This window comes from Microbacterium sp. Cr-K20 (assembly GCF_000708325.1).
GTDB lineage: Bacteria > Actinomycetota > Actinomycetes > Actinomycetales > Microbacteriaceae > Microbacterium.
Map to the genome: position 1 here is coordinate 1 of NZ_JARE01000023.1, position 13,254 is coordinate 13,254.

General features: G+C 68.2%; 14 protein-coding genes and 1 pseudogene. 5 read left to right on the forward strand and 10 right to left on the reverse strand.

Features of this window, described 5'->3' with window-relative positions; all coding sequences use genetic code 11:
* The 4 genes and pseudogenes from GZ67_RS20520 to GZ67_RS0104005 all read right to left on the reverse strand — a co-directional run.
* Positions 1–117: pseudogene (locus GZ67_RS20520) on the reverse strand (23S rRNA (guanosine(2251)-2'-O)-methyltransferase RlmB); the annotation flags it as partial.
* Complete coding sequence (cysS, locus tag GZ67_RS0103995; RefSeq protein WP_029262765.1) at positions 110–1,513, reverse strand: cysteine--tRNA ligase; 1,404 nt, start codon at positions 1,511–1,513, stop codon at positions 110–112. The pseudogene GZ67_RS20520 and the gene cysS, both read right to left, overlap by 8 nt.
* A gap of 102 nt (positions 1,514–1,615) precedes the next feature.
* Positions 1,616–2,839, reverse strand: coding sequence for a 2-C-methyl-D-erythritol 4-phosphate cytidylyltransferase (gene ispD / locus GZ67_RS0104000; protein WP_029262766.1), 1,224 nt, complete (start codon positions 2,837–2,839; stop codon positions 1,616–1,618).
* Positions 2,840–2,910: 71 nt separating this feature from the next.
* Positions 2,911–3,393 carry a CarD family transcriptional regulator gene (locus GZ67_RS0104005; protein WP_017201416.1) on the reverse strand — a complete coding sequence of 161 codons (483 nt, stop codon included), beginning with the start codon at positions 3,391–3,393 and terminating at the stop codon, positions 2,911–2,913.
* A 135-nt stretch (positions 3,394–3,528) separates the two neighbouring features.
* Here GZ67_RS0104005 and GZ67_RS0104010 point away from each other — a divergent pair, with 135 nt between their 5' ends.
* Positions 3,529–4,056 (forward strand): hypothetical protein, encoded by a 528-nt coding sequence (locus GZ67_RS0104010; protein ID WP_029262767.1) that lies wholly within the window; start codon positions 3,529–3,531, stop codon positions 4,054–4,056.
* A gap of 59 nt (positions 4,057–4,115) precedes the next feature.
* On the opposite strand, the gene GZ67_RS0104015 is transcribed toward GZ67_RS0104010, so the two are convergent.
* Both GZ67_RS0104015 and GZ67_RS0104020 read right to left on the reverse strand, forming a co-directional pair.
* Positions 4,116–4,799: a response regulator transcription factor gene (locus GZ67_RS0104015; protein ID WP_029262768.1), complete on the reverse strand. Its 684-nt coding sequence runs from the start codon at positions 4,797–4,799 to the stop codon at positions 4,116–4,118.
* Complete coding sequence (locus tag GZ67_RS0104020) at positions 4,796–6,019, reverse strand: sensor histidine kinase (protein WP_029262769.1); 1,224 nt, start codon at positions 6,017–6,019, stop codon at positions 4,796–4,798. Before GZ67_RS0104020 ends, GZ67_RS0104015 begins: the two co-directional genes overlap by 4 nt.
* Before the next feature lie 216 nt (positions 6,020–6,235).
* Between GZ67_RS0104020 and phoU the strand changes: the two genes are divergently transcribed.
* Positions 6,236–6,946, forward strand: coding sequence for a phosphate signaling complex protein PhoU (gene phoU, locus GZ67_RS0104025; protein ID WP_029262770.1), 711 nt, complete (start codon positions 6,236–6,238; stop codon positions 6,944–6,946).
* Between the two features lie 66 nt (positions 6,947–7,012).
* Here phoU and GZ67_RS0104030 read toward each other — a convergent pair whose 3' ends face one another.
* Positions 7,013–7,762, reverse strand: coding sequence for a phosphoglyceromutase (locus tag GZ67_RS0104030; RefSeq protein ID WP_021199094.1), 750 nt, complete (start codon positions 7,760–7,762; stop codon positions 7,013–7,015).
* Between the two features lie 60 nt (positions 7,763–7,822).
* On the opposite strand from GZ67_RS0104030, the gene GZ67_RS0104035 reads away from it, so the two are divergent.
* Complete coding sequence (locus GZ67_RS0104035) at positions 7,823–8,641, forward strand: class I SAM-dependent methyltransferase (RefSeq protein WP_029262771.1); 819 nt, start codon at positions 7,823–7,825, stop codon at positions 8,639–8,641.
* Between the two features lie 142 nt (positions 8,642–8,783).
* The gene (locus GZ67_RS0104040) at positions 8,784–10,301 is read left to right on the forward strand and encodes an amino acid permease (RefSeq protein WP_029262772.1); all 1,518 of its coding nucleotides are present in this window, start codon (positions 8,784–8,786) and stop codon (positions 10,299–10,301) included.
* Positions 10,302–10,319: 18 nt separating this feature from the next.
* Here GZ67_RS0104040 and ygfZ read toward each other — a convergent pair whose 3' ends face one another.
* The 3 genes from ygfZ to GZ67_RS0104060 form a co-directional block, all read right to left on the reverse strand.
* Entirely contained in the window at positions 10,320–11,450 is a 1,131-nt protein-coding gene (ygfZ, locus tag GZ67_RS0104045; protein ID WP_029262773.1) for a CAF17-like 4Fe-4S cluster assembly/insertion protein YgfZ, read from the reverse strand.
* A 1-nt stretch (position 11,451) separates the two neighbouring features.
* Entirely contained in the window at positions 11,452–12,054 is a 603-nt protein-coding gene (locus GZ67_RS0104050) for an FABP family protein (protein WP_029262774.1), read from the reverse strand.
* Positions 12,055–12,204: 150 nt separating this feature from the next.
* A complete protein-coding gene (locus tag GZ67_RS0104060; RefSeq protein ID WP_029262775.1) occupies positions 12,205–12,495 on the reverse strand; it encodes a hypothetical protein in 291 nt (96 codons plus the stop codon).
* A 73-nt stretch (positions 12,496–12,568) separates the two neighbouring features.
* On the opposite strand from GZ67_RS0104060, the gene GZ67_RS0104065 reads away from it, so the two are divergent.
* Positions 12,569–13,252 (forward strand): winged helix-turn-helix transcriptional regulator, encoded by a 684-nt coding sequence (locus GZ67_RS0104065; RefSeq protein ID WP_029262776.1) that lies wholly within the window; start codon positions 12,569–12,571, stop codon positions 13,250–13,252.
* Positions 13,253–13,254 lie beyond the last annotated feature (2 nt).

Below are 13,254 nucleotides of genomic sequence, written 5' to 3' on the forward strand. Positions count from 1 at the left end.
CTCCGCCTTCGGGGTCGGCCCGCGGCCCTCGAGCGCCTTGCGCCCGAGTCCGCCGGTGCCCTTGGTGGGGCCCTTCTTCTTGCCGTTGCTCGCGCCGGGGCGCTGTGGCTTAACCATCGATACTCCAATGAGTTCCGGCCGGAGTGTCCTCCAGCGTGATTCCTGCGGCGGCGATCGCGTCTCGAATGCGATCCGCCGCCGCCCAGTCCTTGTCAGCGCGTGCCTGCGCGCGCTGGGTGATCATCGTCTGGACGAGAGCGTCCAGAGTCCGGTGTTCCGCGAGGTCTCCCCCGGCCGACATGAGTTCATCGAATCCGAGGACGCGGACCATCGCATCCACTCCGACGAATGCTGCCCAGGCGTCGTCGTGCGCACCCTCGTCGATCGCGGTGTTCCCGCGTCGTACGGTCTCGTGCAGCACGGCGATCGCCTGAGGCACGCCGAGGTCGTCGTCCATCGCGAGGGCGAAAGCTTCGGGGACCTCGCCGATCCCTGCCTCGTCCGGCTCCCCGGGGAGGGTGCGGCGGACCCGCGAGATGAAGGTGCCGATACGGCCCAGCGCCGCTTCGGCCTCGGTCCACGACGACTCGCCGAGGTCGAGGCTCGAACGGTAGTGCGCTGCAGCGAGTGCGTAGCGCACCACCAGTGAGTCATGCGCGGCGAGAACATCGGCCGCCAGCGTGAAGTTGCCGAGCGACTTGGACATCTTCCGTCCGTCGACGGTCACGAGCCCGTTGTGCACCCAGTACCGGGCGAAGCCGTCGCCGGCGGCCGTCGACTGCGCGAGCTCGTTCTCATGATGCGGGAAGCGGAGGTCCAGCCCGCCGCCGTGGATGTCGAACTCGGCACCGAGGTACCGCTTCGACATCGCCGAGCACTCGATGTGCCACCCCGGCCGCCCCGCGCCCCACGGCGACACCCATGTCGCATCCGCCGGTTCCTCCGGCTTCGTGCCCTTCCAGAGGGCGAAGTCCTGCGGGTTCCGCTTACCGCGGGGGTCAGCATCCTCGGCCGCCTCCATGGCGTCGAGGGACTGATGCGTCAGCGAGCCGTACGCGGACCACGAGCGCACGTCGAAGTACACATCTCCGGAGCCGTCGGGAGCCGGATAGGCATGTCCGCGCTCGATCAGCAGCGCGATCAGCTCCTGCATCTGAGGAACGGATGCCGTGGCTCGCGGCTCGTACGTCGGAGGCAGGATTCCGACACCGGCATATGCGGCGGTGAACTCTCTCTCCATTCGGTACGCAAGCGCCCACCACGGCTCGCCGTCCGTCGCGTTGGCGAGCACCTTGTCGTCGATGTCGGTGACGTTGCGCACGAAGGTGACCCGCCCGTACCGGTGCTCGAGCCAGCGACGCAGGAGATCGAAGCTCAGCGCCGCTCTGACGTGCCCGATGTGGGGCCCGGACTGCACGGTGGGTCCGCACACGTACATCGTGATGTTCTCGGGGTCGAGAGGCACGAAGTCGCGCAGCAGCTGTGCGCGGGTGTCGTAGAGGCGGAGGGTCACCGGTCAAGCCTACTCGGGGACTGCTGAGCGCCCGCCCCGCGTGGACGATTCACGGACGTTGTGACGTTCTGCCGATGGATCGGGGGGGTTCTCAGGCGATCGTCACGTGCTGCGCGCAACGTCGGGCACGACCAGGGCGATCGCGGTCACCGCGATGCCCTCGCCGCGTCCGGAGAAGCCGAGACCGTCGGTCGTCGTGGCCGTGACCGACACCGGAGCATCCAGGATCGCGGACAGGAACGCCTCCGCCTCGTGACGTCGGGGGCTGAAGCGCGGCCGATTCCCCTGCAACTGCACGGACACGTTGCCGATCACGAATCCGGATTCGGCGAGCAGCTCACGCGTGCGAGCGAGGAAGACGTCGGCATGGGCGCCGGCGTACTCGGGGTGGGACGTGCCGAAGTGTTCGCCGATGTCGCCGAGGCCCGCCGCCCCCAGGAGCGCGTCGACCACCGCGTGGGCAACCGCATCACCGTCGGAGTGCCCGGAGAGCGGCTGCTCCCCCGGCCACTCGAGGCCGGCGAGCCAGAGGTTCCCGTCGCCGCCGAAGGCGTGGACGTCGGTGCCGATGCCGACGCGAGGGATACCCGGGATTTCCACCGACGAGGTCGGGCGTGCCATCGCCGCCGATGCCTCCAGCAGGTGCCGCGCACGTTCCAGGTCACCGGGAGTAGTGATCTTGAACGCGCGGCTGGAACCCTCGATATGCCGGACCCGGTGTCCTGCGGCGGCGAACAGAGCCGCATCGTCGGTGTACTCGATGCCGGCGGTCAGCGCTGCGTCATAGGCTGCTTCGAGCTCTGCACGGGGGAACCCCTGCGGTGTCTGTGCCGCAGCCAGCTCGGAACGGTCCACGGCCGAGACCACCGCGCCCCCTGCCACCTTCTTGAGCGTGTCGACAACGGGCAGCACGGGGATGACGCCCTCCCCTGGGACGACGGCCCGAGCGACCGCATCGATCTGCGCCGGAGGAGTCAAGGCGCGAGCCGCATCGTGCACGAGAACCGTCTTCACATCGCCCCACAGCGCGGCGAGACCTGCAGCGACGGACTGCTGCCTGGTCGCGCCACCGACCACGACACGGCCGAGGTCGCGTCGATCGCCTGCCGCCGCATCCAGCTCCGCCAGTGCGTCACCTTCGTATCCGGCCGGTGCGACGACGATGACCTGGGCGGGTTCCGCGGCGAAGACGCCGTCGAGCGCGTGGCGGAGGATCGAGTGCGCGTCGATTCCGACGAGGGCCTTCGGCGCCCCCGCATCCAGCCGGGTGCCGGAACCGGCGGCGACGACGATGATCGCGGTGTCGGGTACGGGAAGCAGAGTCACCGTCTCACGCTACCGCGTGGCGGGAACGACGAAGGGGCGGATGCCGAAGCATCCGCCCCTTCGCAGAGAACTCAGGAGGCGAGGACCTCGTCGAGCAGTGCGCCCGCCTTGTCCTCGTCGGTCTTCTCCGCGAGCGCGAGCTCGGAGATGAGGATCTGACGAGCCTTCGCCAGCATCCGCTTCTCCCCCGCGGACAGGCCGCGGTCCTGGTCGCGGCGCCACAGGTCGCGGACGACCTCGCTCACCTTGATGACGTCTCCGGAGGCGAGCTTCTCGAGGTTCGCCTTGTACCGACGAGACCAGTTGGTGGGCTCTTCGGTGAAGGGTGCACGCAGCACCTCGAAGACATGATCGAGACCTTCTTTTCCGATCACGTCGCGAACGCCGACCAGGTCGACATTCTCAGCAGGAACCTCGATGATGAGATCGCCCTGGGTGACGTTGAGCTTCAGATATTTCTTCGCCTCACCCTTGATGATGCGCTCCTTGACCTCGATGATGGTCGCAGCGCCATGGTGGGGATAGACGACGGTTTCGCCAACCTCAAAAAGCATAAAAACGTGTCCTTTCGGCAACCTCAAGGATACCACAGGGGAGATGCGCTAAGGTTCGCGCCCCCTGGGCCCCGGGCCCGTCACGACTTACCCATAGAATGGATGCGGACATCCCGCCGGACCTCAGGAGGACCCGTGAAATCGCGCCTTGTTGCGTCTGCTGCGCTCAGCGCTCTCGTACTGCTCGGCGCCACCGGGTGCACATTCATCACTCCTCAGTCCACGAAGACCGAGTACGCGGCCTCCGACGGAGTGAACATCTCCGACGCCGACGGCCCGATCGATGTGCGCAACGCCCTCGTCATCGCCACCGACGACGGCTCGGTCGGCAACTTCATCGCCGGCATCGTCAACCCGACCGATGAGAGCGCCACGCTCACCATCGCCCTTGCGGACAGCGAGCCGTTCACCGTCACCGTTCCGGCGGGTGGCACGGTGAGCCTCGGCGCCGACGAGGAGCCGCTGCGCATCGTCGGCCTCGACACCATGCCCGGCGCGACCGTCGAAATGCACTTCCAGTCGGGCGACTCCACGGGCGTCAAGGCCGAGGTGCCCGTGCTCGACGGCTCGCTCCCCTACTACGCAGACCTGGTCCCCTCGGAGTCGGTACCCACTCCGACCCCGATGCCGACCGACACGGCAGCTCCGGCACCTGCGGACTGACCCTCCGCACAGAACACGCAAGAGGCCGGCACCCCACGGGGCGCCGGCCTCTTCGGTGTTCAGCCCTCGAAGCGGTATCCGAGACCCCGCACGGTGACGAGCATCACGGGTTCGCTCGGGTTCTCTTCAATGCGGGAGCGGATGCGCTTGATGTGCACGTCGAGCGTCTTCGTGTCACCGAAGTAGTCGCTCCCCCAGACCCGATCGATCAGCTGACCGCGCGTGAGCACTCGACCCGAGTTGCGCATCAGGACCTCGAGCAACTCGAACTCCTTCAGCGGCATGTTGATCTGCTCGCCGGCGACCGAGACGGTGTGCCGGTCGATGTCGAGCGAGACCCTGCCCCCATCGAGCACCCGCTCGTCGAGTTCACTGTCGGCCTGCACCACCCGCCGCAACACGGCGCGCATGCGGGCGAGCAGCTCGCGGGACGAGTAGGGCTTCGTGATGTAGTCGTCCGCCCCGAGCTCCAGTCCCACCACGATGTCGACCTCGGAGTCCTTGGCCGTCAGCATGATGATCGGCACCGCCGAGGTCGAGCGGATCTGCCGGCATACCTCGGTGCCGGGCATCCCGGGCAGCATCAGGTCGAGCAGCACGATGTCGGCGCCCCGCTCCCGGAAAGCCGCGAGCGCGCCGGGGCCGTCCTCCGCGATCTCCACCTCGTACCCCTCACGTCGCAGCAGGTACGCGAGCGGGTCGGCGAGGTCGGGCTCGTCTTCGACGAGAAGGATTCGGGTCATGCTCTCTCTCCGTTTCGAACGCGCGCGGATGCCGCAGCCTTGGCCGCTTTGCGCGCACGCTTCTTCTTGCTCTTCTTGCCCGTGTCGGCGTGATCGGGGGCATCGATCCGAGGAAGTCGGATCGTGAAGGTGGATCCTCGGCCCGGGCGCGACCACAGCCGCACCTCCCCGCCGTGGCGCTGCGTTGCGTGCTTGACGATGGAGAGCCCGAGTCCGGTGCCTCCCGTACGCCGGGAACGGGCCTCATCGGCCCGGTAGAAACGCTCGAAGATGCGCTCCCGATCGGCCTCGGCGATCCCGATGCCCTGGTCGGAGACGGCGATCTCGACCACGCCGTCCTCCGCCCGGACGCCGACTCCCACGCGCGAACCGCGGGGCGAGTAGACGATGGCGTTCGCGATCAGATTACCGACGGCCTCGATCAGGATCTGTGCGTCACCGCGCACCCAGACGCCGCGGTCGCCTCCCCTGGCGAGCTCCACGCCCGCGGAGTCGGCCTGCACGACATGGGCTTCGATGGAGGCGGCGATGACCTCGTCGATCGCGACCGGTCCCACCTTGGTCAGACCGTCTTCGGCCTGGAGCCGGGAGAGGCTCATGATGCGTCCGGTGAGCTGTCCGAGCCGACCCGCCTCCGCCGAGATCCGGGCGGCGAAGATGCGCACCTGCGCCGGGTCATCGGCCGCGGACTCGATCGCTTCGGCGAGGAGGCTCACCGCACCCACCGGTGTCTTCAGTTCGTGGCTCGTGTTCGCGACGAAGTCCCGACGCATCTGATCGAGCCGCTCCTGCTCCGTGACGTCGCGGATGATCAACAGGACCAGGCGGGTGCCGATCGCGCTCGCACGAGCCGAGACGAGTCGCGGATCGAGGCTCAGTCCGCCTCGCGTGATGCGCATCGATTCCGTGGCCGTACCGCCGGCCGTCCTGACCCCGCGCACCAGCTGACGCAGCTCCGGATTGTCGAGCGTCGAGCCGACCTCGATCCCGAACCTGCTCGCAGCGTCCGACGCCGCGAGCACCAGCCCCGACGTGTCGACCACTCCGGCCGCGTCGTCCATGCTGTGCAGCACATCGGTGATGCCGGGAGGGATCGCCAGCGACGTCTCTTCCTGAACCCGGGCCCGCGCCCGATAGGCCCACACCACGAGCAGGGAGAGGCCGACGCCGATCACCAGCCCGATGGCGAGCGAAGACAGCGCGAGCTGCGGCAAGGTCATGTCATAAGCGTAGAGTGCGTTCACCGTCCGTCCGGCGGGTTTCCGCGCCCTGGGGGGAACAGGAGAAGTACTATTCACGTGCTGGGCACCGTTCGTTAACCTTCGAAGCAGACAATCGCTTCGGGCTTGTGCGGGAGCACAGACCTGCTCCTGTGCGGACGACCCGCCTTCTCGCGCTGACTCAGCCGAGATCCGAATGAAAGGTTGCGCCCCAACATGCGCGAAGTCTTCCACCAGTCCCTCGAGGACCTCCAGAATCGCCTCGTCGAGATCGCCGACCTCGTCACGGTCTCCATCGACAAGGCCACCAGGGCTTTCGCCACCAGCGACGTGGCCCTCGCCGAAGAGGTCATCGCTGACGACGCGAAGATCGACGAGCTGGCCGTGGCCCTCGACGAGCAGGCCATCGAGATCCTCGCCCGCCAGCAGCCGGTCGCCCGCGACCTGCGCATCGTCGTCACCGCACTCCGCGTGAGCGCCTCGCTCGAGCGCATGGGCGACATGTCCGAGCACATCGCCCAGCTCGCCCGACTCCGCTTCCCCGAGCGGGCCATCCCGAAGGGGCTCAAGGGCACCTTCGTGAAGATGGGCGAGCTCGATGTCGAGGTCGCGCGTACGCTCTCGGAGCTGCTGCGCACCCAGGACCTGCGTTTCGCCGACGCGATCCGCAACGCGGACGACGACGTCGACGAGCTGCACGCCACGGTCTTCGAGAAGGTGCTCAGCGACAACTGGAAGGGTGAGGCCACGGCCACCGTCGACGCGACGCTCGCCAGCCGCTACCACGAGCGCTTCGCCGACCACGCGGTGGCCGTCGCGAAGAAGGTCGTCTACCTCGCCACCGGCGACTGGGCGGTCGAGGAGGAGGACATCCCCCTCGCCGTCGAACAGCAGGAACTCGAGCAGCAGGAGTTCGGGCACGCCTGACCCGCGCCCCGGAAGGACGAAGCCCCCGATGCGGTCGCATCGGGGGCTTCGTCCTTCCGGAGGCTCTTACTTCTTGCCCTGGGCCGCGACGGCGGCGGCACCGGCAGCAGCAGCCTCCGGGTCGAGGTAGCGACCGGGGCCGGTGGGCACGTTGTTCTCATCCAGCTCGTAGACCAGCGGGATGCCGGTCGGGATGTTCAGCTCGGCGATGTCGTCGTCGCTGATGCCCTCGAGGTGCTTCACGAGACCCCGGAGCGAGTTGCCGTGCGCCGTGACGAGCACGGTCTTGCCGGCCTCGAGGTCGGGCACGATGGCGCTCTCCCAGTACGGAAGCAGACGGTCGATGACGAGTTTGAGCGACTCGGTGCGCGGCACCTCGCCGTCGATGCCCGCGTAGCGGACGTCGTTCACCTGGCTGAACTCGCTCTCGTCGTCGAGCACGGGCGGCGGCACGTCGAACGAGCGGCGCCAGAGCTGGAACTGCTCGGGACCGAACTCCTCGAGCGTCTGCGCCTTGTCCTTGCCCTGCAGAGCGCCGTAGTGGCGCTCGTTGAGCCGCCAGGACCGGGTCACCGGGATCCACAGACGATCGGCGGCGTCGAGCGCGATGTTCGCCGTCTGGATCGCACGGCTCAGCAGCGAGGTGTGCAGCACATCGGGGAGGATGCCGGACTCGGCGAGCAGCTCGCCGCCGCGGCGTGCCTCCTTCTCGCCCTGCGCGTTGAGGCGGACGTCCACCCAACCGGTGAACAGGTTCAGTTCGTTCCATTCGCTCCGGCCGTGGCGGAGCAGGATGAGGGTGCGCGTCGCAGTCATGTCGCCAGTTTATCCGTGGCCGGCGCCGACGCTCGATTCGGATGCTGGGAGGATGGAGACATGGCGTCATCTCCCCTCGGCCGGCCGACCCGCGGCACCACGGGGACGAACCGTCTGCGGCGGAACGACCGCTGGATCGCCGCGAGCGATGCCCTGCGCCGAGCATCCGATCCACTGGTCGTCGATCTGGGCTACGGCGCCAGCGGCGTCACGGCATTCGAACTCGCGACGCGTCTGGTCCGGGTGCGCGACGACGTCGAGGTGCGCGGCCTCGAGATCGATCCGGCGCGCGTGGCGACGGCCGATGCCCAGCTCACCGAGGTCCGAGCGGGGCGCACACCCTTCGCGGCCGACCTGCCGGTCTCGTTCGCGCGAGGCGGCTTCGAGGTCCCCCTCCCCGGCGGACGACGAGCCGCGGTGATCCGCGCCATGAACGTGCTGCGCCAGTACGACGAAGGGGATGTCCCCGACGCGTGGGGCCGGATGGCATCACGGTTATCCCCCGGCGGCCTGCTGTTCGAGGGAACCTGCGATGAGATCGGCCGCGTCTCGAGCTGGATCGACGTCGATGCGCACGCCGTGCCGCTGCGCTTCACGATCTCGCTGCGGCTCGCCGACCTCGAGAGGCCGAGCATCGTCGCGGAACGGCTGCCGAAGGCGCTCATCCACCGCAACATCCCGGGGGAACGCATCCACGCACTGCTGGTCGAGCTCGACCGCGAGTGGGAGCGGGCCGCACCCCTGTCGACGTTCGGTGCCACACAGCGTTTCCTCGCCGCGGTGGGAGCTCTTCGCGCGCAGGGGTGGCCGGTGCTCGGCGGACGGACACGCTGGCGGCTGGGTGAGCTCACGCTGCCGTGGGCGGCCGTCGCCCCCTGAGCAAACCGCTGCCGGATGTGGTCATGCGGCATTCCGGTGAGCATACTGTGGCCCCACGGCAACATGTAACGTGTTAGCTGGCGTTCGCATGCGCCGAGGTCGGCAGCACAGTGGCTGCAGAACTCCGAGGACAGGAGATTGAATGGCGATCACCGATCCCCCACGGGAGCACGATCCCGCGGCGGCACAGGAGAACAGGCGTGAGCGCCTCGGAGACGTCGCAACCGCAGTTCAGGACTTCTCGCACGAGCAGAGGGGATATCGCACCGCCCTGAAACCGCGACACCTGCAGATGATCGCGCTCGGGGGCGCGATCGGTACCGGGCTCTTCATGGGTGCTGGGGGACGATTGCACTCCGCAGGGCCCCTGCTCGCGGTGTCGTACCTGGTGTGCGGTGTCTTCGCATTCTTCATCCTCCGAGCTCTGGGTGAGCTCGTGATCCATCGGCCGTCGTCGGGGTCCTTCATCTCGTATGCGCGGGAGTTCTACGGGGAGAAACTGGCGTTCGCGGCAGGCTGGCTCTACCTGCTCAACTGGGGCATGGTGGCGATCGTCGACTCCACGGCCGTCGCGTTGTACGTGCACTACTGGTCGGTCTTCGACGTGCTTCCGCAATGGCTTCTCGCTCTGATCGCGCTCATCGTCGTGGTCGGACTCAACCTCGTCTCCGTGCGACTGTTCGGCGAGATGGAGTTCTGGTTCTCGATCGTGAAGGTCGCAGCGCTCACGCTGTTCCTCGTCCTGGGGATCGTGTTCCTCGCTGCCGGCTGGAAGACGGATCAAGGCGCGACGGGGCTGACGATGCTCGCCGAACACAACGGCTTCATGCCGGAAGGAGTGCTCCCCGCGGTCATCGTGATGCAGGGAGTCGTGTTCGCGTATGCGTCGATCGAACTTGTGGGCACCGCTGCCGGCGAGACAGAGAACCCCGAGAAGCTCATGCCCCGCGCCGTGAACTCGGTCATCCTCCGCATCGGAGTCTTCTACGTGGGTTCCGTGCTGCTGCTCGCGCTCCTGCTGCCGTACACCGTCTACCAGGCCGGCGAGAGCCCCTTCGTGACGTTCTTCTCACACGTCGGCGGGCCCGAGGTCGGCGCCGTGGCCGGCAGCATCATGAACTTCGTCGTCATCACCGCCGCCGTCTCGGGCCTCAACGCCGGCCTGTACTCCACGGGCCGGGTCTTCCATTCGCTCGCCGCCTCCGGGGCCGCCCCGGCGGTGGCCGGCCGGATGAGCAAGCGTGGCGTTCCCGTCGCCGGCATCGTCTTCACCGGGCTGTTCGCTCTCGGTGGTGTGCTTCTGAACGCGGTCGTACCCGACGATGCCTTCGAGATCGTGCTGAACATGTCGGCGCTCGGGATCATCGCCGCGTGGGCGACGATCATTCTCTGCCAGCTCCAGCTGCATCGACTCGCGAAGCAGGGTCGGCTCGAGCGCCCGGCCTTCCGACTGTTCGGCGCGCCCTTCACGTCCTACCTCACGCTCGCCTTCCTCGCGACGGTCATCGTCCTCATGGCGTTCGACTACCCGACCGGGACCTGGACCGTCGCCAGTCTGGTCGTCATCATCCCCGCACTCATCGCCGGGTGGCTCGTGGCCCGACCGAGGATTCAGCAGCTCGCGGCGCTCCGCGCCACGGAGGCACAGCACGCCGAGTAGCGCGCGACGTCCATCGCCTCAGGACGCAGCGGGGGCGTCGCGCGGATCGGGCGCAGACGGACGACGAGACAGCCGGGTAAGGCGCGGGATGTCTGCCGTGGCACCGGCATCCGCCGGCACGATCACCTGTTGGGACGCCGCGATGTCGATGCCGTCAGCACGCACCACGAGATCGCCGACCGGTGCGCGACGGGACAGGATGGCGAGCGCGATCGGCCCGTCTTCGTGGTGCCGCGCCACCGACGTGATGTGGCCGACCTCGTCATCCCCCGCGAACACCGTTGCTCCGGGCTCAGGAAGCACGGCGTCGCTGCCGTCGAGATGGAGCGCGGCCAATCGGCGCGGAGGATGTCCGAGGTTGTGCACCTTGGCGACCGTCTCCTGCCCGCGGTAGCAGCCCTTGTTCAGGTGCACGGCGCTGCGGATCCAGTCGGACTCGTGGGGCAACGAGCGCTCGTCGACCTCGGTGCTCCACCGCGGACGCCAGGCGGCGATGCGCAACGCCTCGGCGGCGAGGAGCCCGGCGAGAGCATCGCGGTCGAGCGATGCGGCGAGCGCATCCGCCGCGTCCGCGCTCAGCATCGCGACCCGCCACGCGTAATCCGCAGCCGGATGCTCGGCGACCTCGGCGTACTGGTGCCCCCCGCTGCTGATCCGCTGCCAGGGGTCGGCCCAGATCAGCGGGCTGCCGTTCGGCGCGAACGCTGCGGCGGATGCCGTCGGGGCCACCGCACCTCCGTCGATGTAGCCGATCGGCGCGAGGTCGGATCGCACGTCGACCGTGGCTTGCGTGCGGAACTTCATGCGGGTCAACCAGCCCGCGAGTGCATCGGCATCGCCGGCGTCGGCAAGGAGCCAAGTGGATGTGCCGTCGTCGAGGACGCCGGCCGCGTGCTCCACGCGCCCCTGCGGGTCGAGCACCAGCAGCTCCGTGCTCTCGCCGGCAGCGAGACGGCCCACAGACTGCGAAGTGATCGAGTCGAGCCAAGTCAGCCGTTCCGGGCCCGAGACCTCGATGATCGTCCGGTCACCGAGTGGGGCGAGGGCCGCCCCCTCGGCGAGACGCCGCTGCTCGCGGAAGGCATCACCGAAGTGCATGATCCGATCGCCGTCGGACACGACACCGTCGAGCTCGCCGAAGCCCGACACGTCAGACCTTGGCCAGCCGGGCCGAGGCGTGCGAACGGAGCGGGGTGCCGAGGGCCGCGACATCCCATGCCCACAGCAGATGACCGTCGACCAGGCCGTACATGCGGGAGGAGGCGGTGTGCACCTTCGCACCGGCACTGCGGACCACGGCATCGGTGCCGATGTCGACGCGCGGTCCGTTGATCTCGCCTATGTAGAGCTCGAGTGCGCCGTCGGAGTGAGCGACCGACACCTCGATCGGGAAGCCGCCGCTGGGTGCGCGCAGCTCCTCGACATCGTCGACCGTGCGTGCGACGGGGGGAGCCAGGGGCGGGAGCAGTGCGGGACCCGGATCCGCCGGCGCGGCCGGGCGAGCGAGCCGCCAGAAACCGGTCTCGGCGAGAAGCGCAGTCGACGGTGCGCCGTCTTCCGCGAGGAAGGTCGCGGTGCCGGAGTAGTTGAGGAACGGGCCGCCGTCGTGGCTGAAGCTGACCCGGTGCGTGAACTCGCCCTGCAGACGCTCGTCACCCACCGGATAGTCGATGACGCCCGTGCCCTCCCACACGCCGATCAACCACGCGAGCGGGGCGAGGTCGGCGGGAAGGTCGGTGGGGAGTTCGATCACGATCGCGTCAGCGCTGGCCGCGGAAGAGGTTGCGCAGCACCACTGCCGAGACGAAGACGATAGCGAGGCTCGCGAGGCCCAGCAGGCCGATGAAGAAGATTTCGAGCGCCATGAGGTCCATGTGCTCCACCTTACCGCGCCGGGCCGACGTCAGGACGGGATCAGTGCGGCCAACCCGAAACCGATCGAGATGAGGCCCATCAACAGCAGGGCGCCCGTGACGCTGCTCGCCACCCGGAAGATGAAACCCTGCGTGCGCCCGTACCGGAGCTGCACGGCGAACGAGAGCAGAACGACTCCGCCGAAGCCGACCAGCATCCAGGGCACGCGCCATTCCTCCGGCACGAAGATGCCGATCGCGACGGTGGCGACGAACGCCACCGCCCACACGACGATCACACCGACGAAAGCGTTGCGCGGTGCGAGTGCTGGTTCCGTCATGACACCATTGTTGCGCATCGGCTCCCGGTATCATGGCGGCACGGCGTCGATCGCCCGTCGGTGAGGAGTGCGCGTGGCCCTGGTCCTGGTTCTGACCAACGCTCCGCTCTCGGAGCAGGTACTGCCCGCTCTCGAGTTGCTGAGCCATAAAGCGCGCCAGATTCCGGCGGAAACCGCGCAGCTGGTCAACGCCCCGGAGTATGACGTCGTAATCGTCGACGGTCGTCATGACCTGGTGGCGGCGAAGTCGTTGTGCCGCCTGCTGCGCGCCACCGGACAGGACGCGCCGCTGCTCCTCGTGGTCACCGAGGGAGGGATGAGTGCGCTCTCCGGCGACTGGGGCATCGATGACGTCCTGCTCGTCACCGCCGGCCCTGCCGAGATCGACGCACGACTGCGTCTCGCACTCGCGCGGCGAGATGACGTCGCCGAGCCCGCACGCGTACAGGCTTCCGGAGTCACGATCGATGAGCAGTCGTACTCGGCGAAGCTGCGCGGCAGACCGCTGGACCTCACCTACAAGGAGTTCCAGCTGCTGCACTTCCTCGCGACGCATCCTTCACGCGTCTTCACCCGGGAGCAGCTGCTCAGCGAGGTGTGGGGCTACGACTACTTCGGCGGGACCCGCACCGTCGACGTGCACGTGCGACGGCTCAGGGCGAAGCTCGGCGACCAGGAGCAGATCATCGGCACGGTGCGCAACGTCGGCTATCGCTTCAACGTCAACGAGGACGAGAGCATCGCCGCAGCCGGGTGAGG

Excerpts from the sequence above, each read along its gene's own strand:
- GZ67_RS0104040 (WP_029262772.1), top strand. The coding sequence starts at position 8,784 with ATGGCGATCACCGATCCCCCACGGGAGCACGATCCCGCGGCGGCACAG.
- GZ67_RS0104060 (WP_029262775.1), bottom strand. The coding sequence starts at position 12,495 with ATGACGGAACCAGCACTCGCACCGCGCAACGCTTTCGTCGGTGTGATC.
- GZ67_RS0104030 (WP_021199094.1), bottom strand. The coding sequence starts at position 7,762 with ATGACTGCGACGCGCACCCTCATCCTGCTCCGCCACGGCCGGAGCGAA.
- GZ67_RS0104020 (WP_029262769.1), bottom strand. The coding sequence starts at position 6,019 with ATGACCTTGCCGCAGCTCGCGCTGTCTTCGCTCGCCATCGGGCTGGTG.
- phoU (WP_029262770.1), top strand. The coding sequence starts at position 6,236 with ATGCGCGAAGTCTTCCACCAGTCCCTCGAGGACCTCCAGAATCGCCTC.
- GZ67_RS0104035 (WP_029262771.1), top strand. The coding sequence starts at position 7,823 with ATGGCGTCATCTCCCCTCGGCCGGCCGACCCGCGGCACCACGGGGACG.
- GZ67_RS0104005 (WP_017201416.1), bottom strand. The coding sequence starts at position 3,393 with ATGCTTTTTGAGGTTGGCGAAACCGTCGTCTATCCCCACCATGGCGCT.
- GZ67_RS0104015 (WP_029262768.1), bottom strand. The coding sequence starts at position 4,799 with ATGACCCGAATCCTTCTCGTCGAAGACGAGCCCGACCTCGCCGACCCG.